The 22,427-nt window shown below is 72.2% G+C and carries 21 protein-coding genes, 1 tRNA gene and 1 pseudogene; 11 read left to right on the forward strand and 12 right to left on the reverse strand.

Features of this window, described 5'->3' with window-relative positions:
- The first annotated feature begins 19 nt into the window (after positions 1–19).
- Positions 20–577 carry a DUF421 domain-containing protein gene (locus ACFSE6_RS18505; protein WP_388010926.1) on the forward strand — a complete coding sequence of 186 codons (558 nt, stop codon included), beginning with the start codon at positions 20–22 and terminating at the stop codon, positions 575–577.
- Positions 578–622: 45 nt separating this feature from the next.
- Here ACFSE6_RS18505 and ACFSE6_RS18510 read toward each other — a convergent pair whose 3' ends face one another.
- The gene (locus ACFSE6_RS18510) at positions 623–2,935 is read right to left on the reverse strand and encodes a sodium-translocating pyrophosphatase (RefSeq protein ID WP_388010929.1); all 2,313 of its coding nucleotides are present in this window, start codon (positions 2,933–2,935) and stop codon (positions 623–625) included.
- 211 nt (positions 2,936–3,146) lie between these two features.
- Between ACFSE6_RS18510 and ACFSE6_RS18515 the strand changes: the two genes are divergently transcribed.
- Positions 3,147–5,573 (forward strand): DEAD/DEAH box helicase, encoded by a 2,427-nt coding sequence (locus ACFSE6_RS18515; RefSeq protein WP_388010932.1) that lies wholly within the window; start codon positions 3,147–3,149, stop codon positions 5,571–5,573.
- Between the two features lie 83 nt (positions 5,574–5,656).
- On the opposite strand, the pseudogene ACFSE6_RS18520 reads toward ACFSE6_RS18515, so the two are convergent.
- The 7 genes and pseudogenes from ACFSE6_RS18520 to ssd form a co-directional block, all read right to left on the reverse strand.
- Positions 5,657–6,049: pseudogene (locus tag ACFSE6_RS18520) on the reverse strand (Rv3654c family TadE-like protein); the annotation flags it as partial.
- A complete protein-coding gene (locus ACFSE6_RS18525; RefSeq protein WP_388010935.1) occupies positions 6,046–6,501 on the reverse strand; it encodes a TadE family type IV pilus minor pilin in 456 nt (151 codons plus the stop codon). The pseudogene ACFSE6_RS18520 and the gene ACFSE6_RS18525, both read right to left, overlap by 4 nt.
- Positions 6,501–6,719, reverse strand: a complete 219-nt coding sequence (locus tag ACFSE6_RS18530) for a DUF4244 domain-containing protein (protein ID WP_388010938.1) — start codon at positions 6,717–6,719, stop codon at positions 6,501–6,503. The genes ACFSE6_RS18525 and ACFSE6_RS18530 overlap by 1 nt, the downstream gene beginning before the upstream one ends.
- 157 nt (positions 6,720–6,876) lie before the next feature.
- On the reverse strand, positions 6,877–7,434 hold the full coding sequence (locus ACFSE6_RS18535; protein ID WP_388010941.1) for a secretion system protein: 558 nt from the start codon (positions 7,432–7,434) through the stop codon (positions 6,877–6,879).
- The gene (locus ACFSE6_RS18540; RefSeq protein ID WP_388010944.1) at positions 7,431–8,210 is read right to left on the reverse strand and encodes a hypothetical protein; all 780 of its coding nucleotides are present in this window, start codon (positions 8,208–8,210) and stop codon (positions 7,431–7,433) included. The genes ACFSE6_RS18535 and ACFSE6_RS18540 overlap by 4 nt, the downstream gene beginning before the upstream one ends.
- Positions 8,207–9,394, reverse strand: a complete 1,188-nt coding sequence (locus tag ACFSE6_RS18545; RefSeq protein ID WP_388010947.1) for a TadA family conjugal transfer-associated ATPase — start codon at positions 9,392–9,394, stop codon at positions 8,207–8,209. The genes ACFSE6_RS18540 and ACFSE6_RS18545 overlap by 4 nt, the downstream gene beginning before the upstream one ends.
- Positions 9,391–10,410, reverse strand: coding sequence for a septum site-determining protein Ssd (gene ssd / locus ACFSE6_RS18550; RefSeq protein ID WP_388010950.1), 1,020 nt, complete (start codon positions 10,408–10,410; stop codon positions 9,391–9,393). Before ssd ends, ACFSE6_RS18545 begins: the two co-directional genes overlap by 4 nt.
- Before the next feature lie 215 nt (positions 10,411–10,625).
- On the opposite strand from ssd, the gene ACFSE6_RS18555 reads away from it, so the two are divergent.
- From ACFSE6_RS18555 to ACFSE6_RS18575, 5 genes are all read left to right on the forward strand, one after another.
- Positions 10,626–11,654 (forward strand): hypothetical protein, encoded by a 1,029-nt coding sequence (locus tag ACFSE6_RS18555; protein ID WP_388010953.1) that lies wholly within the window; start codon positions 10,626–10,628, stop codon positions 11,652–11,654.
- 118 nt (positions 11,655–11,772) lie between these two features.
- Complete coding sequence (gene acs / locus ACFSE6_RS18560) at positions 11,773–13,743, forward strand: acetate--CoA ligase (protein ID WP_388010956.1); 1,971 nt, start codon at positions 11,773–11,775, stop codon at positions 13,741–13,743.
- 57 nt (positions 13,744–13,800) lie between these two features.
- Positions 13,801–14,499, forward strand: coding sequence for an AzlC family ABC transporter permease (locus ACFSE6_RS18565; protein ID WP_388010959.1), 699 nt, complete (start codon positions 13,801–13,803; stop codon positions 14,497–14,499).
- A complete protein-coding gene (locus ACFSE6_RS18570; RefSeq protein WP_388010962.1) occupies positions 14,492–14,812 on the forward strand; it encodes a branched-chain amino acid transporter permease in 321 nt (106 codons plus the stop codon). The genes ACFSE6_RS18565 and ACFSE6_RS18570 overlap by 8 nt, the downstream gene beginning before the upstream one ends.
- A gap of 67 nt (positions 14,813–14,879) precedes the next feature.
- On the forward strand, positions 14,880–15,791 hold the full coding sequence (locus tag ACFSE6_RS18575; protein ID WP_388010965.1) for an alpha/beta fold hydrolase: 912 nt from the start codon (positions 14,880–14,882) through the stop codon (positions 15,789–15,791).
- Between the two features lie 63 nt (positions 15,792–15,854).
- Here the strand turns inward: ACFSE6_RS18575 and nth are convergent, their stop codons facing one another.
- On the reverse strand, positions 15,855–16,592 hold the full coding sequence (gene nth, locus ACFSE6_RS18580; protein WP_388010968.1) for an endonuclease III: 738 nt from the start codon (positions 16,590–16,592) through the stop codon (positions 15,855–15,857).
- Positions 16,593–16,701: 109 nt separating this feature from the next.
- On the opposite strand from nth, the gene ACFSE6_RS18585 reads away from it, so the two are divergent.
- Positions 16,702–17,391, forward strand: coding sequence for a Crp/Fnr family transcriptional regulator (locus tag ACFSE6_RS18585; RefSeq protein ID WP_388010971.1), 690 nt, complete (start codon positions 16,702–16,704; stop codon positions 17,389–17,391).
- Between the two features lie 51 nt (positions 17,392–17,442).
- On the opposite strand, the gene ACFSE6_RS18590 is transcribed toward ACFSE6_RS18585, so the two are convergent.
- From ACFSE6_RS18590 to ACFSE6_RS18600, 3 genes are read right to left on the reverse strand one after another with little or no spacing between them, the layout of a single operon-like run.
- Positions 17,443–17,943 carry a RidA family protein gene (locus ACFSE6_RS18590; protein ID WP_388010974.1) on the reverse strand — a complete coding sequence of 167 codons (501 nt, stop codon included), beginning with the start codon at positions 17,941–17,943 and terminating at the stop codon, positions 17,443–17,445.
- On the reverse strand, positions 17,940–18,104 hold the full coding sequence (locus tag ACFSE6_RS18595) for a DUF4177 domain-containing protein (RefSeq protein WP_388010977.1): 165 nt from the start codon (positions 18,102–18,104) through the stop codon (positions 17,940–17,942). The genes ACFSE6_RS18590 and ACFSE6_RS18595 overlap by 4 nt, the downstream gene beginning before the upstream one ends.
- A gap of 39 nt (positions 18,105–18,143) precedes the next feature.
- A complete protein-coding gene (locus ACFSE6_RS18600; protein ID WP_388010980.1) occupies positions 18,144–18,509 on the reverse strand; it encodes a WhiB family transcriptional regulator in 366 nt (121 codons plus the stop codon).
- A 238-nt stretch (positions 18,510–18,747) separates the two neighbouring features.
- Here ACFSE6_RS18600 and ACFSE6_RS18605 point away from each other — a divergent pair, with 238 nt between their 5' ends.
- From ACFSE6_RS18605 to ACFSE6_RS18615, 3 genes are all read left to right on the forward strand, one after another.
- Positions 18,748–21,240, forward strand: a complete 2,493-nt coding sequence (locus tag ACFSE6_RS18605) for a transglycosylase domain-containing protein (protein WP_388010983.1) — start codon at positions 18,748–18,750, stop codon at positions 21,238–21,240.
- Entirely contained in the window at positions 21,237–22,151 is a 915-nt protein-coding gene (locus tag ACFSE6_RS18610) for a metallophosphoesterase (RefSeq protein WP_388010989.1), read from the forward strand. The genes ACFSE6_RS18605 and ACFSE6_RS18610 overlap by 4 nt, the downstream gene beginning before the upstream one ends.
- Positions 22,152–22,253: 102 nt before the next feature.
- Positions 22,254–22,327, forward strand: a tRNA-Pro gene (locus tag ACFSE6_RS18615).
- Positions 22,328–22,427: the final 100 nt, after the last annotated feature.

The following is a 22,427-nucleotide window of genomic DNA, read 5'->3' on the forward strand; positions in this document are numbered from 1 at the left end:
ACGGTGGCATCCTGCCGCCATGAACCTGTGGGATCTCGTCGGCATCACGCCGCCTCACGCCTTCGCGGTCGTCCTGTCCACATGCGTCCTGTACGCGGCGTTCGTGGCCCTCACCCGGCTGCTGGGCCAGCGTGTCCTGGCCACGCTGTCCACGCTCGACGTCGCCGTCGTCATCGTGCTCGGTGCGATCCTCGGCCGGGCCGCGATGGGCCACAGTCCCACCCTCGCCGGCGGCCTGATCGCGCTGCTGACCCTCGTCGCCCTCGAAGGGCTGATCGGCGTGCTGCGTCGGTTCGACTGGGTCGAGCGCGTGCTGTGCAACCCGCCGCTGCTGCTCATGGCCGGCACCGAGGTCCTCACCGGTCACCTCGAACGGGCCCACATCACCGAGGCCGAGCTACGCTCACGCCTGCGGATCAGTGGGGTCCGGCATCCCGGTGAGGTCGCGGCCGTGGTGCTCGAGCCCACCGGAGCCATCAGCGTGCTGCGCCGCGGCGAGCCCATCGACCCGCGACTGCTGGCCGAGGTCCGCGGCGCGGACCGTCTCCCCGCAGACCTGCGCCGTCCGGCCGCGTGAGGGACGGGCGCACCGCCTCGGCGAGCCGCCCCGATTCAGGCAGGCTCAGGCTGACTCGCTCGCGAGCGACTCCCTCTCGTCCGCACCGCCGTCGATGTCGACCCGCCCACCGCGACGCCGCGCGGTCAGCACGGCGAAGCCGGCGATCCCGGCGGCGACCAGCGCGATGGCGATGCGGATGCCGTGGTTGACGTCCTCGGGCACGCTGAGCTGGATCACCGCGGGCGCGATGAGCAGCGAGACGAGGTTCATCACCTTGATCAAGGGGTTGATCGCAGGACCGGCGGTGTCCTTGAAGGGGTCGCCCACCGTGTCACCGATGACGGTGGCCTCGTGCGCCTCCGAGCCCTTCCCACCGTAGTGACCGTCCTCGACGATCTTCTTCGCGTTGTCCCAGGCGCCACCGGAGTTGGCGAGGAAGACCGCCATGAGGACGCCCGCCCCGATGGTGCCCGCCAGGAAGCCGGCCAGTGGTCCGACACCGAGGCCGAACCCCACGGCGATGGGCGCGAACGCGGCCAGCAGGCCCGGAGTGGCGAGTTCGCGGAGGGAGTCCTTCGTGCAGATGTCGACCACGCGCGCGTAGTCCGGCCGATCCTTGCCGGTCATGATCCCGGGCATCTCACGGAACTGGCGGCGGACCTCGAAGACGATCGCGCCGGCGGCCCGGGTGACGGCGTCGATGGCGAGACCCGAGAACAGGAACACCGTGGCACCGCCGAGGATCACGCCGACCAGGGTGATCGGGGAGATGATGTCGTACGCCACCATGGCAGCGACGACGTCGTCGGCGGCCTGGGCTCCGGCGGCGCCGACCTCCTCGAGGGCAGAGCTGACGGCGTCCGCGTACGAGCCGAACAGCGCCGTGGCCGCCAGCACCGCCGTCGCGATGGCGATACCCTTGGTGACGGCCTTGGTGGTGTTGCCGACGGCGTCGAGGTCGGTGAGCACCTTCGCCCCCTCCTCGCCGACCTCACCGGACATCTCGGCGACGCCCTGCGCGTTGTCGCTGATGGGGCCGAACGTGTCCATCGCGACGATGACGCCGACCGTGGTCAGCAGGCCGCAGCCGGCCAGGGCCACCAGGAACAGCGCGAGCCAGACGCTCCCGCCCGCGATGAGGAAGACACCGCAGATGGCGGCAGCGATGATCCCGGCGGTGTAGACGGCCGAGGAGAACCCGACACCGATGCCAGACAGGACGACGGTGGCCGCGCCGGTGCGGGAGGTGGCGGCGACGTTCCGGGTGGGGAACGACTCGGTGCCGGTGAAGTAGCCCGTCAGCCAGAGGATGACGCCGGCGAGCGCCACACCGACCACGACCGCCGCGACGACGATGAGCTGCGGGTTGCCGGTGTGATCGGCAAGGTCGGCGCTGACGCCCTCGATGTCGGCGAAGCTCGAGGGCAGGTAGGTCACCGCCACCACTGCGGCGAGCACGACCCCGGCGACGGCGGAGATGTAGAAGCCGCGGTTGATCGCGGTGAGTCCGGATTCGCTGCCCCGCACCCGGGTGATGACCACGCCGAGGCCGGCCACGACGGCCCCGATGGCCGTCATGAGGAGCGGGAGGACGAGGCCCTGCTCGCCCAGTGCCGTCGTGCCGAGGATGAGGGAGGCGACGAGGACGACGGCGTAGGACTCGAACAGGTCGGCGGCCATGCCGGCGCAGTCCCCGACGTTGTCCCCGACGTTGTCGGCGATGGTGGCGGCGTTGCGGGGGTCGTCCTCGGGGATGCCCTGCTCGACCTTGCCGACGAGGTCGGCGCCGACGTCCGCGGCCTTGGTGAAGATGCCGCCGCCGACACGCATGAACATCGCCAGCAGCGCGGCGCCGAAGCCGAAGCCCTCGAGGACGGCCGGGGCGTCACCGCGGAAGACGAGCACCACGCCGGCGGCACCGAGCAGGCCGAGCCCGACCACGCACATGCCGACCACCCCGCCGGAGCGGAACGCGATGCGGGCACCGAACGCGCGCCCCCCGGGCTTCTCGGACGCGGCGGCGACGCGGACGTTGGCCCGCACGGCCAGGGACATGCCCAGGTAGCCGATCGCCGCGGAGAAGCCGGCACCGAAGAGAAAGGCGACCGCGCGGCCGATACGCACCGAGAGGTCGGCGGGAAGGAGGAAGAGCAGCGCGAAGACGACGACGGCGAAGACGCCGAGCGTGCGGAACTGCCGCCGCAGGTAGGCCTGCGCCCCTTCCTCGATGGCGCCGGCGATCTCCTGCATCTTCGGTGATCCGGCATCCGCCGCCAGGACCTGACGTCGTAGCAGCACGGCGACGACCAGTGCGACGATCGCGATCACCGCGATGACGCTCACGATCGTCAGGCTCGTGGTCCCCAGTTCCAGCATCCACCCTCCTCGGCAACGCTCCACCTGCGACGACGGCGTCGCGGCGCTGTAGTTCGCGGGTGAGCCTACCTGGCACCAGAGGTTTCACGACATTCGTGTCGACAATCTGGCTCTCAGTCCCATGAGCGGTCGTTCTGCGGCCATGAGCGGTCCGCTGCCTGCGGCGGGCCGGTGTCCCCCGGGCGGCGGCGTCGTGGCGCACACTGGTCGGGTGCCCGCTGCCGATCCCGTCGACCTGCTGCGCGCCACCGGCGCCCGAGACGGCCGACTGGTGCACCTCGAGGTCATCGAGGGCCGCGCCGGCAGAACCGCTGACTGGCCGCAGTGGGCCGACCCGGACCTGGTCGAGGGCTATCGGCGGCTGGGCGTCGCACAGCCGTGGCAGCACCAGGTCCTCGCCGCCGACGCCGTGCACGCCGGGCGGCACACGGTCCTGGCCACAGGCACCGGATCGGGCAAGTCACTCGCCGCCTGGCTGCCGGCGGTCACGGCGGTACGGTCCGACCACCGCGAACGTGCCGCCGCGACAGGGATCGCCGGTCATCGACGGCGCCCGAGCACGCTGTACCTCTCCCCTACCAAGGCGCTGGCCGCCGATCAGCTCGCCGGGCTGGAGCGTCTGCTGGCCGCGGCACAGGTGCGCGACGTGCGCGTGGCCACCTGTGACGGGGACACCGCGCTGACCGAGCGGGACTGGATCCGTGACCACGCCGACGTCGTGCTCTCCAACCCGGACTTCCTGCACTTCTCCCTGCTGCCGGCCCACCGCCGATGGCAGCGGTTGCTCAAGGGGCTGCGGTACGTCGTCGTCGACGAATGTCATGCGTACCGGGGCGTCCTCGGGGCGCACGTCGCCCTGGTGCTGCGCCGGCTGCTCCGGCTGGCACGCTCCTACGGCGCCGACCCCACGGTGGTGGCCGCCTCGGCGACGACGGCGGAGCCGGCGCTGACAGCCGCGCGGCTCGTGGGGGTGGCACCGGAGGAGATCACGGCCGTCACCGAGGACACCGCACCGGCGGGCAGGCGGACCATCGCGCTGTGGCAGCCGGCTCTGACCGAGGGGTGGCCCGCCGAAGGCGTCGATCTGCCCGCACGAGCGGAACAGGACGAGCCGTTCACGGGCGAGGTCGACGGGCCCCGGCGGAGCGCGACCGCGGAGACCGCGGACCTGTTGGCGGACCTCGTCACGGCAGGCGCACGTTCGCTCGCGTTCGTCCGTTCGCGCTACGGGACCGAGGTGGTCGCCGAGCAGACGCGCCGTCATCTACGCGAGGTCGACGGCGAGCTGGCCGGCCGGGTGGCGGCCTACCGCGGCGGGTACCTGCCCGAGGAGCGGCGCGCCCTGGAGGAGGACCTGCGCACCGGCGAACTGCTGGCGCTGGCCACCACCAATGCACTCGAACTCGGGGTGGACGTGTCCGGCCTGGACGCCGTGGTGATGGCGGGCTGGCCCGGCACCCGGGTGTCGATGTGGCAGCAGGCCGGCCGGGCAGGACGGGCGGGCACCGACGGCGTCGCGGTGCTCGTGGCGAGCGAGGACCCGCTGGACGCCTTCGTCGTGCACCACCCGGAGACCATCTTCGGGGTCGAGGCGACGACGTTCGACCCGACGAATCCGTACGTGCTCGCCCCCCACCTGTGTGCGGCAGCCGCCGAGCTGCCCCTGAGCGACGCCGACCTGCCGCTGTTCGGCCTCCCCGACGAGGCGCTGCCGGCGGAGCTGGAACGGCGCGGCCTGTTGCGACGGCGCCCGCGCGGCTGGTTCTGGAACATCGCCCGGCCCGAGCGGCCGCAAGACCTGACCGACCTGCGCGGGGGCGGCGAACCGCCGGTGCAGATCGTCGAGTCGGGCACCGGGGCGGTCCTCGGCACCGTCGACGGTGCGCGGGCAGACGCCACCGTCCATCCGGGCGCCGTCTACCTGCACCAGGGCCGGACCTTCGTCGTCGAGGATCTCGAGGACGACGTCGCCCTGGTGCACGAGGAGACCGACCTGGCGTACCGCACCAAGGCCAGGTCCGAGTCCTCGGTACGGATCCTGTCCGTCCGCCGCGAGCAGACGTGGGGTTCGGGACGCGAGGGTGAACCCGCCGAGGTGACCTGGCGCTTCGGGGACGTCGAGGTGACCAGCCGGGTGACCGGGTACGACAGGCGCCGCCTGCCCGGCCTGGAGATCGTCGGCTCCTACCCGCTCGACATGCCGGAGCGGGTGCTGCCGACGACGGCGGTGTGGTGGACGCTCTCGGCCGAGGCCTGCGCCGAGGCAGGCGTGGGCAAGGACGCCCTGCCCGGTGCGTTGCACGCCGCGGAGCACGCCTCGATCGGTCTGCTGCCGCTGCTGGCCACGTGCGACCGGTGGGACATCGGCGGCCTGTCGACCGCACTCCATCCGCAGACCGGGGTGCCGACGGTGTTCGTGCACGACGGCTATCCCGGCGGCGCGGGATTCGCCGAGCGTGGCTACCGCGCCGCCCTGGAGTGGGTCCGGGCGACGCGGGACGCCATCGTCTCGTGCGGTTGCGCCGACGGATGCCCCGCCTGCGTGCAGTCCCCCAAGTGCGGGAACGGGAACTCACCGCTCGACAAGGCCGGCGCGATCACGGTGCTGTCCCTCCTCCTGCGGTCCGCGCCCGCGTGACGCGCGCGCCGGCCGTGCGCGCCGGACCCCACCCCGAGCCGCCCGGGGCTGCCCCAGGCAGCCTCACGCTCGGGACCGGCGCGGGCCTGCGCTCGGGCGTTCAAGGACCGGCCCTCGACCGGCCAGACGGCGCCGATCAGCACCACCGTGGTGGCGACCTCGACGTCCCGCCCGGCGATCCAGCACGCCGTGAGCCTGGCGCCGTTAGCGCTGACCACCCGCTCCGCCACCGTGCACGGGTCCACCTCCGCCGTCGGGGCGTGCAGTGCCGTGGCGGCGGCGACCGCGCCGAGGTCGGCCGCCGCCTGTGCCGTACCACGCGCGTGGACCGCGCGGCCGAGTCCGGCCGCGGCGAGGGCGAGAACCGCGAGGACGGCGAGGAGGCCGACGGCGAGCACGGTGGCGGATCCACGGTCCTTCCCGGTGCGCGCACGGTGCCGGCCTGTCCGCTTCCTCCGAGCGTCGGCGCCCGTCATGCCTCGCCCGGTTCCGGCATCGCTCGCGCCTGCGCACTCGCCTCCAGGTCGGCCAGCTGCAACGGCCCGGGTACCCGGCGGGAGACCTCGACCAGCAGCAGGTCGCCGTCCATCCGGAGGTCGATCTGCGCGTCCGGGCCGGCGATGCGGTGCGCGAGTGCGGCGATCTCGCTCTCGCTCTCGCCCAGCGCAGCCGCCCGCGCACCGGCACGCGCGGCGTCGGCGACCCGTACCTGAGTGAGCACAGCGGCACCCGCGACCAGGACGACGACCAGCATCATGGCCACCGCGGGCAGCACGACGGCGAACTCGGCGGTGGCGCCTCCCCGGTCCCGCGGCCCGGTCCACCGGCGGGGCATCGCCCAGGGTGACGCGGTCGCGGGGCCGGCCGGCCGGTGGCCCGCCGGCCGGCGGTGCTGTCCGCCCGCCGGCGGGCCGGTTTCCCCGGTCATCACCCGCCTCCGAGTGCCCGGCGGAACAACGCCTCCAGGAGTTCCTGGACGAAGGGGCTTCGGATCACCAGCAGCAAGATGCCGGCCAAGGCGGCGGCCGCGACCATGACCAGCGCGTACTCCGCGGTCGCCATCCCACCGTCCCCGGTCGCTCGCAGTGCTCGGACGCGGCGGGTGAGGGAAGCGCGCACCCGGCCGGCCCGACGTCGTACGGTCATCGGTTCTCTCCTTTCTCCCCGGGTCCGGCGCCCGGGACGCCGACCGGCGTGGATGCCGGTCGACACCGAGCCTGCGGGTCGACCGCCCACCGCCGCAGGCGCCGGTGGTGACGTTGTGGACGCGGCGGCGCAAGCCCCGCCCGGTGTGCATGCGGCGTCAGCTGCCGAGGACGAGCCAACCGGCACCGAGCACCACAGGCACCACGCCGACGAGCACGAACGCCGGGAGGTAGCACAGGCCGAGCGGGAGCACGAGCCGGACCCCGAGCCGTGCCGCGGCCTCCTGGGCCTGCCGGGTGCGCGCGGCGCGGAGGCCGGCCGCCGCCTGGCGCAGCAGCGGCCCGGGCGCCGCGCCGTCCACCCAGGCCGGCTCCAGCGCGTCCCGCAGCGGGTGCAGAGAAGGCGGCGCGTCGTCCCAGGCCTCGGCCCAGGGCGCTCCGAGCAGCAGGCTCCGTCCTGCCTCGGCGAGGGTCGTTCCGGTGGTGCCCGCGCCCTGTGCCGGGTCGACGGCCCGCCCCAGTGCGGTGAGTGTGCCGGGGACCGAGGACCCGGCCGAGAGCGCCGCATCGGCGAGATCGAGAAGAACGGCGACATCGACGCCGCCGACCGACGTCGTCGCCGGTGCAGGACGGCGCGGCGGGAGCGGTCCCCGCCGCGTCAGGAGCCACGGCAGGACGGCCACCACACCGAGAACCAGGACGACCGCGGGCGTCATGAGTGATCGGGTTCCGTACCACGTCTCCGACCTCTGGCGACCGACGCATCCGCTCCCCCGACGGAGCCGGCCGCCCTGGCCGTGCGCTCCAACGAGGCGACCCAGCGGCGTCCGGCAACGGCCAGGGCGATCCCGAGGACGAGGCAGACGGTTCCGGCACCGCCGTCGAGCAGGACGGTCAGCGGATCGGCGCCGACCGCCAGCCCGAGGACGAGGCCAAGGGCAGGCAGCCAGCCCAGCAGGCGTGCGGTGGCGCGCGGGCCGGCGAGCGCCACCGCACGCGCCGCCTGGGCGTTGCCCGCCTCGGTGAGGCCGTCGGCGCACCGTTGCAGCACGTCCGCCAACGGCGCGCCCAGCTCGTGGGTGAGCCGGCACGCCGCCACGGTGGACGGGATCGCCCCGGCTGTCGCGGGACCGAGGCCAGGGGCACTCCGCCGTCGGAGGCGGCCGGTGCGGACCGGGCGTGCCGCCAGCTCGAGCAGGTCCAGGGGTACGCCGTGCTCGGTGGCCCTCGGCGTCCCGCCGGAACTGGGGACGCCCGTCCGGGCCAGTGTCTCCCGCCAGGCCTGGTCCACCGGAGCACCGGCCCGCAGCCGCGTGGCGACCTCGGTCGCGACCACGCCGAGATCGAGGTCGGTCGTGGCGCGGCGCGGTCGTCGTCGCCACGTCGGCCGGCGGCGGGGGCCTGGCCCGGCCGGCGAGCCGCCGGTCCGGCGCGGGGTGAGCAGCAGCAGGACGGCGAGACCCACGGCCACCGCGACGGCGGCGGTACTCATGTGCCGGCGTGCCGGCCGCGGCGGCGGCCGCTGGCGGTGGCCGGGGCATGGGCATGTGCGAGGTCCACCTCCAGGCGGGCGGCGAGACGGTCCCATGCCGGGCCAGGGACCGGGCCGGTGGCGTCGGCGACCACCGCCTGGTCACAGCGCAACTGCCCGCCGTCGCGGACCAGGACGCCGATCTCGTCCAGGCGACGCAGCCCGTCGCGACCGCGACGCAGATGCACCACGGCATCGAGCGCGCTGACGGCCTGCGCCGTCATGGTGGCCTCGGTGAGCCCGGCCAAGGAGCCGAGCGCGACGAGCCGGGCCGGGACGTCCGTGACCGTATTCGCGTGGACGGTGGCCCAGCCGCCCTCGTGGCCGGTGTTCAACGCACCGAGCACGTCACGGACCTCGGCGCCGCGACACTCTCCCAGCACCAGCCGGTCGGGCCGCATTCGCATGGCGGCGCGCACGAGGTCGGCCAGCGGCACGCCGCCGACCTGCTGGACGTTGGCGCGCCGGACCTGCAGGTGGACCACGTGCGGATGCGCGGGCTGCAGCTCGGCCGACTCCTCGATGCACACGATCCGTTCGGTGGGCGGCACCAGCGAGAGCAGCGCTGCCAACAGGGTGGTCTTACCCGAGCCGGTGGCGCCCGAGACGAGGACGTTGGCCCGCCGGTCGATCATGGCGCGCAGCACGGGCGCGAGCGGCCGCGGCACCGTGCCACCGGCGACCAGTTCCTCCACGGTGAACGCTCGCGGGCGGTGCGCGCGCAGGGAGATGAGCGTGCCCGTCGCGGACAGCGGCGGGAGCACGGCATGCAGGCGCGTGCCGTCCGGCAATGTGCCGTCGACCACCGGGCTGGCGTCGTCGAGGCGCTGACCGCTCGCCGCGGCCAGCCGCGTGGCCAGGCCGCGCACGGCCGCGGCGTCGAGTCCCTCGATGTGGCACGGCTCCAACCCGGTGCCGCGGTCGACCCAGACGCCGCCCTCGCCGCCGTTGACGAGCACATCGGTGACCGCCGGGTCATCGAGCAGACCCTGCAGGGGCCCCGCGCCACGGATCTCGGCGCGCACCGCGCTGTCGAGGTGCAGTAGTTCCCCGGCCGCGACGTGATCCGCTCCGGACACGGCGCCCGCCAGTGGCTCGCCACGCACGAGCGCGCGCCGCACCCGGCTGACCGGTTCGGCCGTCATGGCACCAGCTCCAACCTGCCGACCAGGGAGCGCGCCGCCGTCATCAGCGGGCCCCGGCGCCGGTCCCCTGGGCGCAGGCCGTGCTCGATATCGGCCGCGAGTTTGCGCTCGACGCCCATGGCTGCCGCAAGCGGTAGCCCGGCCGAGGTGGCGACCTCCTCCGCCTCGGCACGCGCCGCCCGGACCACCAGATGCACCGTGCAGCCCGCGGCTGCGAGCGGCGCGGCGGCCATCGCGGCGGCACCGGCACGGACGCCGCCGCAACTGAGCAGGACGACGTCGTCACACCGGCCGAGCCACACCTCTCGGGCGGCGCCCGGGGCCAGCACCTGTCGAGGCAGGTCGAGGACGACGACATCATGCCCCTGCCCGAGCGCCCGGACGGCCGAGCGCACCGCGAGGTCGTCCACGTCGGCGCCACCTCGGCGATCTCCGGAAAGGACCCGGACCAGGTTCCACGTCGGCAGCGCCAGGGCGAGCCGTTCCGGCACGAACGCGCCGCGCTCCTCCCGCACGTCCGCCCACCGGCGTCCGGGGTCGAACTCGAGCCCCAGCAGCACGTCAAGCCCGCCGCCGGCCGGGTCCAGGTCCACCAGTGCGGTCGCGCCGCCGGCGGAGACGCACGCCCGAGCCAGGACCGCCGCCAGCGACGAGGCCCCGGCACCGCCGTGCGCCGCGAGCACCCCGACCACACGCGCGCGGTGCGCAGTCGCGGCGGTGACCAGCACATCGAGCAGATGCGACTCCTGCCCGGGAATCCGTAGCCGCCCCGGGATCGGCGTCTCGGCCGCGGCGGCGCGCTCCGGATCTACCCGGACGGCCAGCACCCCGCCCTCGTCGTCGAGTAGCACCGCCGCTGGAGGCAGCGGCAGGCCGCCGTGGACGCGTCTGAGTTCGACGCCGGCCAGGTCGGCCAGCCGGCTCACCTGCTGGACCATGTCCTCGTCGTCGGTACGCACCACCGCCGGCGCCCCTCGGCCCGCTGACGGCGGGCCTTGCTCGGGTGCCAGCAGCATGGGAGTCCTCGCGGATGTCGTCACGGTGGCCTCGTCTCGTCGAGCTGCGGTCGGTCTCGAGGATGGCGAACACACCAGGCCGCTCCCAAGGGCCGGCGAGCGGGCTGTGGATGAGGCGTCAGATCGACCACTTGCTGTGGATTCGGCGCGTCCGGCGAGGTCCCGAGCGGGGTCCTGAGTAGCGTGGACGACGCCCATCCGACCGAGGAGGACCCGTGACGAGTCCCGATCCCCACCGCCACGACGCGCCCGACGAGGGGCCCGCCGAGGCGAGCACGCGCGGCGGGTCCCCGGACGCTGCGCCCGCGCGACGCCGTCCCGGTTGGCTCACCGAGCCCGACGAATCCGGCACCGGCCACGACACGGTGGCCACCGGCACGGACGAGGACGACCCCACGTCCACGGCCGACCGGCGGCAGGGCTTCCTCGGTCTGCACCGGGCCGAGACCGAGCCGCCGCAGGACGCGGCGACGCCGTCGCGACCCGCCGCCGAGCCCGCGACCGCAGGCACCGCCACGCCCGCCTCCCCGCGAGCGTCCGCGACCGGGTCGACCTCGTCCGAAACGGCGCCGGGCGTGGCGACCTCGTCCCGATCGCCGGTGCCGGCCGAATCTCCGGCCCGCACCGAACCCTTGTCCGGCTCGGACGAGGAGCTGCGGCGCCGCTGGAGTGGCGAGGACCGCGAGAGCACCGCCGATTCGTCGGACGCTGTGCTCGCCGGCGCCACCCAGGCCAAGCCGCGTTCCCGTGCACCCGCGCACTGGTGGAGCCTGATCATCTCCGTCCTGCTCGCACCGGTGGCCTGGTATCTGGTCGCCGACGCCGGAGCACGACTGACCCTGGGTGAGGACAGCCCGTGGGCGACCGGTGAGATCTCGGTCGCCGCGGTCATCGAACTGGCTGCCGGTCTGGTGGTGGTCGCCGTCGTGCTGCTCGCGGCACGATGGTCCGCTCTGGGAGCGACCGTCATGGGTGTCGTGGTCCTCCTCGCCGGCGCCGCCTTCATCGCCGTCCCCGCGCAGACCGCGACGTCCCTCGACCCGGTCCTCACGTGGCTGGAGGACTGGAACGCCTTCGGCGGCAACGTGGCGCATCACGTGCAGGAGGACGGCCCGAGCGGCCGGCTGGCGCTGTACGGCCTGACGTTGCTCCTGGTGGGCGTCGTCGCTGCCGGCGCCCGCCGCCACGGCCGCGCCGAGCAGCGTCGCCGGGAGGCGTACGAACGCCGCAAGCGCTCGGCGTGAGCAGCACTCGGCCCGCGCTGCACGCCGTGGCATCTTCGATATGTTGCTCTCGACAAGTTGCTGCGGGCCCCGGCTGACCGCCGCCGCCCACCACCACCCTCGTCAGAGGAGGACGTAGATGTCCCAGAACGACGCCCCCGAGGCCGACCTCGAGAACCTTCTGCACGAGACGCGGACGTTCCCGCCCAGCGAGGAGTTCGCCGCCCAGGCCAACGCCACGGCCGAGCTGTACCAGGTGGCCGCGGCGGACCGCGGGGCCTTCTGGGCCGAGCAGGCCCGCAGTCTGGTGTCCTGGTCCACCGAGTTCACCGAGGGGCTGGACTTCTCCGGCGCGCCGGTGGCGCGCTGGTTCGGCGACGGGCGGCTCAATGCCGCGTACAACGCCGTCGACCGGCACGTCGAGGCCGGCCACGGCGACCGGGTGGCCATCCACTTCGAGGGCGAGCCGGGCGACACCCGCACCTTGACCTACGCCGACCTCAAGGAACAGGTCTCCCGCGCCGCGAACGCTCTGGCCGACCTTGGCGTCGCCACCGGCGACCGGGTGGCGATCTACATGCCGATGATCCCCGAGACGATCATCGCGATGCTCGCCTGCGCGCGCCTCGGTGCCCCTCACTCGGTGGTCTTCGGCGGGTTCTCCGCCGAGGCGCTGCACAGCCGCATCATCGACGCGGACGCGCGCGTGGTGATCACCGCCGACGGCGGATACCGCCGCGGCAAGCCGAGCTCACTCAAGCCGGCCGTGGACGAGGCCCTGGCCAAGGGCACCGATGTGCGTCATGTCCTCGTGGTCGAGCGCACCGGCCAAGACGTGGACTGGACCGAGGGCCGCGACGTCAGGTGGGCCGAAGCCCTCGAGGCGGCCTCGCCCGAGCACACGCCGGTGGAGGTGGAGGCCGAGCATCCGCTCTACATCCTCTACACCTCCGGCACCACCGGGAAGCCCAAGGGCATCCTGCACACCACCGGCGGCTACCTCACTCAGACCGCCTACACCTTCCGCTACGTCTTCGACCACAAGCCGGAGACCGACGTGTACTGGTGCACGGCCGACGTCGGATGGGTCACCGGCCACAGCTACATCGTCTACGGCCCGATGCTGAACGGCGCCACCCAGGTACTCTACGAGGGCACCCCGGACACTCCGGACAAGGACCGCTGGTGGGCCATCGTCGAGAAGTACCGGGTCTCCCTTCTGTACACCGCGCCGACGGCGATCCGGGCCGCGATGAAGTGGGGTGACGAGTACCCGGGTCGCCATGACCTGTCCTCGCTGCGGCTGCTCGGCAGTGTCGGGGAGCCGATCAATCCCGAGGCATGGATCTGGTACCGCAACACCATCGGCGGCGGGAAGACCCCGATCGTGGACACCTGGTGGCAGACCGAGACGGGCGCGATCATGATCTCGCCGCTGCCCGGGGTCACGGCCGCGAAGCCGGGCTCGGCCCAGGTGCCGCTGCCGGGAGCATCCGTCGACGTCCTCAACGACGCCGGCGAGTCCGTCCCGAACGGGCACGGAGGCTACCTGGTGCTCACCGAGCCGTGGCCGTCGATGCTCCGCGGGATCTGGGGCGACCTGGAGCGGTACAAGGAGACGTACTGGTCGCGGTTCGAGGGCATGTACTTCGCCGGCGACGGCGCGAAGAAGGACGAGGACGGTGACATCTGGCTTCTCGGCCGCGTGGACGATGTCATGAACGTCTCCGGACACCGCCTCTCGACGACGGAGGTCGAGTCCGCGCTGGTCTCGCACCCTTCCGTCGCGGAAGCCGCCGTCGTCGGCGCGAAGGACGACACCACCGGTCAGGCGGTCGTCGCGTTCGTCATCCTGCGCGCCGCCGCGGGCGAGGACGCGGCCGGTGAGGAGGCCGTCGCGGCGCTGCGCAACCACGTCGCCAAGGAGATCGGCCCGATCGCCAAGCCGCGGTCCATCCTCGTGGTCTCCGAGCTGCCGAAGACCCGCTCCGGGAAGATCATGCGGCGCCTGCTCAAGGACGTCGCCGAGGGCCGCGAGGCCGGTGACGTGACGACGCTCGCCGACTCGTCCGTGATGGAGCAGATCACCCAGGGCATGAAGGCCGGCTGAGACCGTCCTCGCACCAGTCCTGGGCTGGACGGTGGGCGCTGACTTACGCTGGTCGGCATGCCAGCTGGACCCGTCCGTACCCGGGACGAGGTCGTCACCGCACTGCGGGACAGCGCCGGCGTCGGGATGGGATACGTTCCGCTCGGTGCTGCCTTCGGGATCCTCCTCGTCACGTCCGGGCTCGAGTGGTGGTGGGCGCCGATCTTCTCGGTCGTCATCTACGCCGGGTCCATGGAGTTCCTCGCCATCAGCCTGGTCACCGGCGGCGTGGGCCTGGCGCAGGTCGCGGCGACGACGTTCTTCGTCAACTTCCGGCACGTCTTCTACGGCCTGAGCTTCCCCCTGCTGAAGGTCCGGTCGCCGATCGGGCGGCTCTACGGCGTGCACGCCCTGACGGACGAGGCCTACGCGCTGCTCGCCACCCGGCCCCACGCACAGCTGACCGGGCCACAGGTGCTCGCGACCCAGATCCTCTGCCACCTCTACTGGCTCACCGGCTCGACGCTCGGTGCGCTGCTCGGCGCCGGGGTCGGCCTCGACGTCGAGGGCCTGGGATTCGCGCTGACTGCCCTGTTCGTCGTGCTCACCATCGACGCCTACCGCAGCGCGCCGGACGTCGGGACCCTGGTGCTCGCACTGGGCTGCGCCGCACTCGCCCTCGCGTTCGTACCCGGCGGAATGCTCGTCGCGGCACTGACCGCGTTCCTGTTCGTCCTGCTGGGCCGCTACACACTGCGGAGGCGCCGCGTTGCCTGACTCCCGGATCCTGCTCACCCTCGCGGTGATCTTCGCCGTCACCTATGCGCTGCGGCTGGCGCCGTTCGTGGCTCTGGCCACGGTGCGCGAGTCCGCCGTCGTCGACTACCTCGCGCGGACCATGCCGCTCGGCGTCATGGCGATCCTCGTGGTCTACACGCTCTCGGAGGTGGAGGTGACGGCTTGGCCCCACGGACTTCCGGAGGTGGCGGGCGTGGCCGTCACCGCGGGGCTGCACCTGTGGCGGCGCAACGCGCTGCTCAGCATCGTCGGCGGCACCGCTGCCTACCTCGGGATGCTCGCCCTCATGTGAGCGGCGAGCAGGGCCGACCGGCGAGGCAGGCCGCCGCCCCTCGACGGCGCCGGTAACGTCCGCAAACGTGGTCGCCGACTCCAACTGCGTGATGATCCCAGGGCCGTGGGAGCATCGCGACGTCGCCGCCAACGGCGCCCAGTTCCACGTCGTCACCGCCGGTGAGCTGCGTCCCGGTCGGCCCCTCGTGGTACTCCTGCACGCCTTTCCCCAGTTCTGGTGGGCCTGGCGGCATCAGATTCCCGCCCTGGCGCATGCCGGCTATCCGGTCGCGGCGATGGACCTGCGGGGGTTCGCCGGAAGCGACAAACCGCCGGACCGGCACGAGACCGATGTGTTCGCACGGGATGTGGCGGGAGTGGTGCGTTCCCTCGGACTCGGCGCGGCGGTCGTCGTGGGACACGGTTTCGGCGGGACGGTGGCGTGGTCGATGCCGCACGTGGCGCCCGGCCTGACCCGCGGCATCGCCGTGCTGGCGAACCCGCATCCGATCCCACTGCACCAGCTCCGCCATCGCATCCCGGCCGGGACCCTGGCCACGTTGCTGCGTTTCCAGGTGCCGTGGTTCCCGGAGCAGGCGCTGCGCCGCGGCGACCTGGTGACCCGGCTCCTGCACCGCTGGTCGGCACAGGGCAACGACGGGGCGACCGGCGAGGCAGCACGCTACGCCGAGGCGCTCGGGCTGCCATTCGCGGCGCATTCGACGATGGAGCACTTCCGGTGGCTGGTGCGCGCGACCCCGCGTCCGGACGGGCAACGCTACCTGGAACGGATGACGACGCCGGTGCCGGTACCGACGCTGACCGTGCGTGGCGGGGCCGATCCGGTGTGGTCGTCCGGATCGTTCGCGCGCGACGGCCGCTACGTCTCCGGGCCCTTCCGACACGAGGTGATCGACGGCGCGGGGCACTTCCTCCCGGAAGAGGCCCCGGACGCGGTCACCACACTGCTTCTCGAGCACCTCGCCACGATCGCGTGAGGATCGCGAGCGGCGACCCGCTTGCCCGCCGCACATACAGACCGCTCCGGACGGTGAGGGATGCTAGACGGTCACCAACGCGGCCGCCTTCTCCCGGTCCGTCTCCCCCTCTCCGAAGGACGGGCACACCTCGGCGAGGACACAGGCGCCGCAGGCCGGCTTGCGGGAGTGGCACACACGCCGTCCGTGAAAGATGAGCCGGTGACAGGCCATGGTCCACTCCTGCGGCGGGAGCAGAGCGGCGATGTCCTTCTCGACCTTGACCGCGTCCTTCTCGCGGCTCCAGCCGAGCCGCCGGGCCAGCCGCCCGACGTGCGTGTCGACCGTGATGCCTGGGATGCCGAACGCGTTGCCCAGGACGACGTTCGCCGTCTTGCGGCCCACACCGGGCAGCTTGACGAGTTCCTCCAACGTGTCGGGCACCTCCCCGGCGTGATCCGCCACCAGAGCCGCACCGAGGCCTTGCAGCGAGGCGGCCTTGGCGCGGTAGAAGCCCAGCGGGCGCAGGACCTCCTCCAGCTCTTCGCGTGGCGCGCCGGCATAGGCGGCGGCGTCCGGGTAGCGCCGGAACAGCGTCGGAGTGACCTGGTTGACACGTTTGTCGGTGGTCTGGGCGGAGAGCACCGTCGCGACGAGGAGCTCCAACGGCGTCGTGAAGTCGAGCTCGCAGCGGGCGTCCGGCCACTGACGGGCGAGGAGTTCGTCGACGGCCAGCGCCTGCTCCTTGGCCGCCTTCTTCGAGCGCGGCCGACGCGTTCGGCGGGTGGGCGCGGCCGATCCGGCAGCGGGTCTCGCGGTCATATATGGCAGCCTAGATCCGCCCGCCCACACGCATGTCGTGTGCCCGGCGTCACAGGCCATGGCAGGATGGGGGCCGTCGCGACCCGGGAGGGCCGTGAGAGATCGACCGATGGGACCTGAGGTGGAACAGAACGTCATCGGAAGCGTGCCGCTCTTCGACGCGCTCGACGAGCAGGACCAGAGCGAGCTCCGTTCGTTGATGAGCGAGGCCACGCTGCGGCGCGGCGAGACCCTGTTCAACGAAGGAGACCCGGGAGACCGGCTCTACATCCTCGTCGACGGCAAGGTGAAGCTCGGGCACACGGCGGCGGACGGCCGCGAGAACCTCCTCGCCGTGCTCGGTCCGGGTGAGCTGCTGGGTGAACTCACCCTGTTCGACCCGGGCCCGCGGTCGACAACAGCCACCGCCGTGGCGCCCACGAAGATGCTCACGCTCGAGCACGCGGCGCTCATGTCGTTCCTCGAGACGCGTCCGGAGCTGGCCAAGCACATGCTCCGGGCACTGGCCCAGCGTCTGCGCCGGACCAACGAGTCGTTGGCCGACCTCGTGTTCTCCGACGTCCCGGGCCGCGTCGCCAAGGCGCTGCTCGACCTGGCCGACCGGTTCGGCCGTAGCACCGACCAGGGCATCCACGTCCCCCACGACCTCACCCAGGAGGAGCTGGCTCAGCTCGTCGGCGCCTCGCGCGAGACGGTCAACAAGTCGCTCGCCGAGTTCGTCTCCCGGGGATGGATCCGCCTCGAGGGGCGCGCGGTCCTGCTCATCGAGGTCGACCGGCTGCGTCGCCGCGCTCGCTGACCTCGCCGTCGGCGGGTCCGGCACAGCCCATCAAGCTCGGCAGACCGAGGGTCAGTCCCGGACCGCGACGACGAGTTCGACCTCGACCGGCGCGTCCAGCGGCAGCACGCCCACGCCCACCGCACTGCGGGCGTGCCGTCCGGCGTCGTCACCGAACACCTCGCCGAGCAACTCGGAGGCGCCGTCGAGCACGGCCGGCTGACCGGTGAAGTCCGGGGCCGAGGCGACGAATCCGGTCACCTTGAGAATCTTCTCGACGCCGTCCAGGCCCCCGGCTTCGGCAGCGGCGGCCGCGAGGGCGTTCAGGGCACAGGTCCGGGCCGCATCCTTGGCGACGTCGGGGTCGACCTCGGCCCCGACCTTCCCGGTCACCGTGAGTGCGCTGTCGACGAAAGGGAGCTGACCGGCCGTGTACACGACGTTCCCGGATCGCCGGGCGGGCACGTACGCGGCGACCGGACGCGCTACCGCCGGGAGCGAGAGGCCGAGCTGTGCCAGACGCGTGCTCGGCGTGCTCGCGGCCGCGGCCTGCTCAGGCTGCCCGGACGTCACCGCTCACCCTTGGGGCGCTTGAGGTAGGCGACGAGATTGTTCGAGCCCTCGGGTCCCGGCACGACCTGGACGAGCTCCCAGCCGTCCTCGCCCCACTGGTCGAGGATCGCCTTGGTGTTGTGGATCAGCAGGGGGATGGTGGCGTACTCCCAGGTGGTCATGCGCCAATCCTAGGTGCGTGAGCCACCGTGACCACCGGCTCACGCGGTCAGTTCGTCCATCTGGGCGCGCTGGCGAGCCCGCACGTGCGCGATCACCCGCGGCGGCCGGTCGGCGTGCAACTCGGCGACGATCTCGTCGTCCTCCTGCTGCAGCCACTGCGTCCAGTCCGTGACATGCGGGTACTGCCGCAGCAGCGCACGGCGTTCCCGCTCGGTCAACCCGCCCCACACGCCGAAGGCGGCGTTCGAGGACAGCGCATCCGCGAGGCACTCCATCCGGACCGGGCACGAGAAGCACAACTCGCGCACCTTCCGCTGGGCCGCGCCGCGGACGAATAGGACGTCGGGTTCGGCACCGGCGCATGCGGCACGGGACGCCCACGTCTGGTCACCGTTGACGCTCACTCGTACCTCCTCGCCGGGTCCAGGACCCATTCCCGGCTCCGTCGTCTCATATTCCGCGACGCTAGGCGTCGCACCGAGCCCCGGGAAAGGGCCGTGACCCAGACGTGACCAAGCCGTGACCGAAACGCCATGAACTGGTCGTTCGTGGCGCGGGAACGGCCCGGCGACACCGCCGAATCAGCGTGTGGTACGGCGCACGTCCGGGACCACCCGGGGGTCGGATGCGTACTCTGGAAACATGCCGTCTCAGTCCTCCGCGCCGGGTCGCGCTGTCAAGCCTGCGCAGCTGCTGATCATGCTGCTGACCTTCGTGCTCGTCTCGGGAGTGGGCGGTGTGCTCACGGCCGGACTCGCGCTGCCGGCGGTGGCCGCCGTCGGTACCGTCAACGACTCGACGCACGACATGTTCGAGGACCTGCCCAGTGAGCTGGCGATCCCCGAGCCGTCGCAGTCGAGCCAGATCCTCGCCGCCGACGGTTCGTTGCTGGCGACCTTCTACGCCGACAACCGCGTGGTGGTCCCGCTGGACGAGATGTCGGAGAACGTCCGCAACGCCGTGGTCGCGATCGAGGACCGACGCTTCTACGACCACCGCGGCGTCGACCTCGAGGGCATGATGCGCGCGCTCGTCAACAACATCACCGGCGGCGCTATGGAAGGTGCCTCCACCCTGACGCAGCAGTACGTGAAGAACGTGCTCATCGAGCAGGGCCGGCTCACCGGGGACGAGGAGCTCATCCGCGAGGCCACCGAGACGAGCTACGGGCGCAAGCTCGAGGAGGCCCGGCTCGCCGTGACCCTCGAGCAGGAGTACACGAAGGACCAGATCCTCGAGGGTTACCTCAACATCGCCCAGTTCGGCCCGTCCCAGTACGGGGTCGAGGCCGGCGCACAGTACTACTTCTCGAAGTCGGCGGCGGACCTCAACCCGGCGGAGGCCGCCATGCTCGCCGGTATCACCCAGTCCCCCGCCCGGCACGACCCTGTCAACAACCCGGACCAGGCGCAGGAGCGCCGCGATGTGGTGCTACGCGCCATGCATAACCAGGGCTACATCGACGACGAGCAGTACCAGGACTCGATCGACACCTCGATCGAGGACATGCTCGACGTCTCCCCGACTCCCAACGGATGCGCCGCGGCGGACATCTCGGCCTACTTCTGCGAGTACGTCGTCGACGACCTTCTGCAGAACGAGAACTGGGGCGAGTCGCTGGACGACCGCCGCCAGGCGCTCTACCGCGGCGGTCTGGTCATCCACACCACCCTGGACCCCGAGCGGCAGCGCGCCGCCCAGCAGGCCGTCACCGGCAGCGTGCCGATCAACGACGACTCAGGTATCAAGATGGCCCTGTCCTCCGTCGAACCAGGCACGGGCAACATCCAGGCCATGGTGCAGAACACGCACTACGGCAACCCCACCGACGACGACCCCCAGGCCACCACGGTCAACCTGAACGTGGGCCGAAGCCACGGTGGCGGGAGCGGATTCCAGTCCGGGTCCTCCTTCAAGGTCTTCACCCTGGTCGAGTGGCTCGAGCAGGGACACTCGCTGATGGACCAGGTGGACTCGGACAACCGCAGCTACCCGCGCGCGTCCTGGAACATCCCGTGCGGGCAGTACGCGGACGACTACTCCCCGAACAACCTCGAGGGTGTCGGCGGCGGCATGATGTCGGTCATGGAGGCCACCCGGCAGTCGGTGAACCTCACGTTCGTCCAGATGGCGAACCAGATGAACATGTGCAACATCGTCGACAACGCAGCGCGCATGGGCATCGAGACCGGAACCGGGGACCCCTTGACTCCGAACCCGGCAGCGGTACTCGGTTCCAACACCATCACCCCGCTCAGCCAGGCGGTCGCCTTCGCCACGCTGGCCAACCGCGGCGAGCGGTGCGACGCCCGCGCCGTGACGAGCATCAGCGACCGTTCCGGCGAGGAGATCGCCTCCTTCGGCAGCTCCTGCGAGCGGGTTCTCGATCAGGACATCGCCGACGGCGTCACGCACGCACTCCAGGGCGTGGTCACCGACCAGCCCTACTCGACCGGCCGGGAGGCCGTCCTGCCGGACGGGCGGCCCGCGGCCGGCAAGACGGGAACGGCGAACGACGACTCCGCCGCCTGGTTCGTCGGGTACACCCCGCAACTCGCGGCTGCGGTGTGGATGGGGCACCAGGAGGGGACGCGGTCGATGTTCGACTCGACCATCGACGGCGAATACCACCGGCTCGTCTACGGCGGGGCGATCCCGGCCCCCACCTGGCGCAATTACATGGCCGAGGCCCTCCAGGGAGTGGATCCGCGGGGCTTCACCGAGCCGCGTACCGAAGAGCTCTACGGCGACCAGGTGCCGATCCCCTCAGTGGCCGGTCAGAGCATGGACGAGGCGCGGGCCACCTTGGAGGACATGGGCTTCTCCGTCTCCGTGGGTGACCCCATCTACGCCAACGTCACACCCGGTTACGCCGCAGGCACCTCACCGTCGGTCGGTTCGACCGTCGCAGCCAACTCCGAGGTCACCCTGCTGCCCAGCGCTGGCCCCGCGCCCGAGCCGCCGGAGCCTGATGACGGCGGCGGCAACGGCGGCGACGGCGGTGGCAACGGCGGCGGTGGTGGCAACGGCGGCGGCAACGGCGGCGGCGGCAACGGCGGCGGGAACGGCAATGGTGGCGGAGGTGGCAACGGCGGCGGGAACCGCGGCGGTGTCAACGGCGGAGGTAACCGCTGAGTACCGGCGGCCTCCGGCCCCTCGCCACCGGGCTGGCCGTCGCCGGCGTCGGTGGCCTCGGGTGGGCGCTCGTTGAGGCAACCCGATACACCCTGCGCCACCACACGGTGCCTATTCTCCCGTCCGGCTCGGCGCCCCTACGCGTGCTACACGTCTCCGACCTGCACCTCGTGCCGACTCAGCGGGACAAGATCGCCTGGGTCCGTGATCTCGCCGCCGAGGCTCCGGATCTCGTGGTCACCACCGGGGACAACATGGCCCATCCGCAGGCACTCCCCGCGGTCCTCGAGGCATATGCGCCGTTGCTGGAACGTCCGGGCGGGTTCGTGTTCGGCTCCAACGACTACTACGCGCCGGAGCCGAAGAATCCCGCACGCTACTTCCGCCCTACGGCGCGGAAGAAGCTGTCCGAGACCCTGCTACCCGCCGAGGAGCTTGCCGCCGCGTTCCGGTCCGCCGGCTGGGTGGACCTCACGAACGCCCGGGACACTCTGGACGTCGACGGCCGGGAGATCTCGTTCGTCGGGGTGGACGATCCGCACCTCGAGCTGGACCGATTCCCGCCCGCCGGCCCTCGCCGGTCACCCCTGCACCTGGGAGTCACGCATGCGCCGTACCGGCGCGTCCTCGACGCGATGCACGACGACGGCGCGGATCTCATCCTCGCGGGCCACACCCACGGCGGACAGCTGTGCCTGCCGGGCGTCGGCGCCCTGGTGACCAACTGCGACCTCGATCGGCGACGGGCGTCGGGGCTGCACGGGTGGCCGGGCCCACGCCCGGACGCCGACGGCGGTGAGCGCTCCACCTGGCTCCACGTCTCCGCCGGGCTCGGCACCAACCCCTACACACCCGTCCGCTTCGCCTGCCGACCCGAGGCGACACTGCTCACGCTCGTCGGGCGTCCATAGCGAGCACCCGGCTGCGGGGTGGGATGTGTCTCAAACCGTCTTCGTCTGCGACCTCCGGTTTCACGACACGGCCCGCTCTCAGCTATCCTGAACCGGCTGCTCCGGGGTGTGGCGCAGCTTGGTAGCGCGCTTCGTTCGGGACGAAGAGGTCGTGGGTTCAAATCCCGCCACCCCGACGGTGTGAAGTGTCGGGACATCGTTCACTCGGTGTCCCGGCACTTCTTTGTTTTTGCTGGGTGTGTGTGTCGGGTCATCGTTCCGCTGTTGGGCGGGGTG

Origin of the sequence: Georgenia deserti (genome assembly GCF_042680605.1) — a bacterium.
Classification (GTDB): domain Bacteria; phylum Actinomycetota; class Actinomycetes; order Actinomycetales; family Actinomycetaceae; genus Allobogoriella; species Allobogoriella deserti.